We start from the raw sequence: 2160 nt of genomic DNA, 5'->3' as shown, positions 1-2160 counted from the left end.
TGGCGATAGACATTATACCAGAAAAGGGAGGTCAATGCTCTTTTTATAGCAAATTTCCCTTAAAATCAAGGTTTTTATTAGATTTTGCAACAAAAAAACAGGTAGTTTTTGACACTACCTATTAAGTACCGGAGGGATAAAAAATGAAACGACAAAAACTACAGGAAACCATGATACCGCCATACGAAACAGCCTTACAGGAAGCGGAGAAAAGCGCAGCCACTATGGAAAAATACCTGCACCACGTCCGGCAGTTTGTCGCCCACGATGCGGGCCGAAGGATTGACAAGGCTTTGGTACTGGAATACAAGACAAGGCTGGGTAAGCTCTACGCCCCGTCCAGCGCCAACGCTGCGTTGGCCGCGGTCAACGGCTTTCTCCGCTTTTGGGGCTTTGAAAGCTGCTGCGTCAGGCCCTTTAAGGTGCAGAAAAAGCTCTACTGCCCGGAGGAAAAGGAGCTCACTCGCGAGGAATACGTCCGGCTGGTGCGGGCAGCCAAAGAAAAAAACAGCGAGCGGCTGGCCCTGCTGCTGGAGGCCATCTGTGCCACGGGAATCCGCGTAAGCGAGCTGCAATTTATTACCGTAGAGGCTGTTTCACAGGGCGAAGCCATTGTGACCTGCAAGGGAAAAACAAGGACGGTCTTTTTACCCGCCGCCCTGCAAAAGAAGCTGCGGCGGTATATTCAAGGCCAGAAAATCCAAAGCGGGTCGGTGTTTATTACTCGGACGGGCAAGCCTATGAACCGCAGCAATATCTGGCGGGAAATGAAAGCCCTGTGCGAACGGGCAAACGTTGCGCCAAGCAAGGTGTTTCCTCACAGCTTGAGGCACCTGTTTGCCAGAACGTTTTACAGTATTGATCACGACGTGGCAAAGCTGGCGGATATTCTCGGCCACAGCAACATCAACACCACAAGGATCTATATCATTACCACCGGCGCAGAACATCGGAGGAAGATGGAAACCATGCGGCTCGTCATTTAGAAGAAAAAGAACAAAAAAATACCAGCGCCATATAAACGCCGGTTTGCTTTGATAACGGAAGAAATATTCTGTTGTAGAGATAACATATCGATGAAAAAGTAAACGCATTTATACATATAAAATTATCACAATCTGGCGCAAAAGTCAAGATTCGATTGCGTTTAGGGTGTAGCAAAGAAACCTTCTCATCGCAAATTGTTGAAAAGGTTTCTATGCTGCGCCTTTTTCATACTTTCCGGTCGATTTTGAAGAGTTTTTTCATCTTGCTGGTTGAGCAATTACAACAGAATATTTCTTCTGCTGTAAACGGGACAAGCCATAGAGCAGGCACTAAGGAAATGACTATGAGGGATGAACAGGAACAGAGCATAAAAGAAAAGACGCCTCCGCCGCAGGAGGATTCCCGAATTGATATATTGATTCGGGCTTATCGCAATTTGGCGGTGAAAGTGGATCTGTTGCAGGAACAAATCCAAAAGCAGGATCAAGAACTAACCCGGCAGAAAGAGCGGATGGTGGACTTGATTCTAGCGGAAGAGCAGAGGAAGAAAATCGCAAAAGATGAGGGCAACGCTCCCCCACTCCCCTTGAGCGCGCCCATGCCGGACAAGCCGGAGGCGAAGGAAAAACCCGCGGGGCAGAAAGCGAAACCAAAGCACAGCGCAAAATCCAGGCCGAAAAAAGGCCGGGCATGGAAAACCATCGGAGAGGTTGTTTTTTACGGACTGCTGCTCCTGTTGATTGTCGCCGCCCTGTTTGTTCGTACTACCAGCGACGGCGCACCTCGCAGCCTCGCGGGATATTCCGGGATGATTGTCCTCACCGAATCCATGCAAAGCGAGATACCCAAAGGCTCTTTGGTGATTGCCCAGCAAGTAGACCCTGAAACCCTGCAAATCGGGGACGACATCACCTACATGGCAAACCAGACCACCTCCGTTACCCATCGGATTGTGGGGATTAATGAAAATTACGAAAATACGGGCCAGCGCGCTTTCCAGACGCAGGGGATTATGAACGACCAGCCGGACAGCCAGCCCGTCCCTGCGGTCAACGTGGTGGGCAAGGTGGTGTTCCACAGTGAAACGCTGGGCGTGGTCGCCAGCTTCATCGGTTCCTACTGGCCGCTTCTCCTGTTTGCACTGGCGGTGGTGTTTGTGCTGATTTATGTGCT

2 protein-coding genes are annotated in these 2160 nt (G+C 50.0%); both read left to right on the top strand.

Going from position 1 to position 2160, the window contains the following annotated elements; genetic code table 11:
* The first annotated feature begins 143 nt into the window (after window positions 1-143).
* Complete coding sequence (locus H8730_RS17200) at window positions 144-986, top strand: tyrosine-type recombinase/integrase (RefSeq protein ID WP_249290278.1); 843 nt, start codon at window positions 144-146, stop codon at window positions 984-986.
* Window positions 987-1330: 344 nt separating this feature from the next.
* On the top strand, window positions 1331-2160 hold an 830-nt coding region (locus H8730_RS17195; protein ID WP_249290277.1), incomplete at its 3' end, for a signal peptidase I.

This window comes from Bianquea renquensis, assembly GCF_014384895.1.
In the GTDB taxonomy this organism is placed as follows: Bacteria; Bacillota; Clostridia; order Lachnospirales; family Bianqueaceae; genus Bianquea; species Bianquea renquensis.
This window is presented reverse-complemented; position numbering and strand designations above follow the sequence as displayed.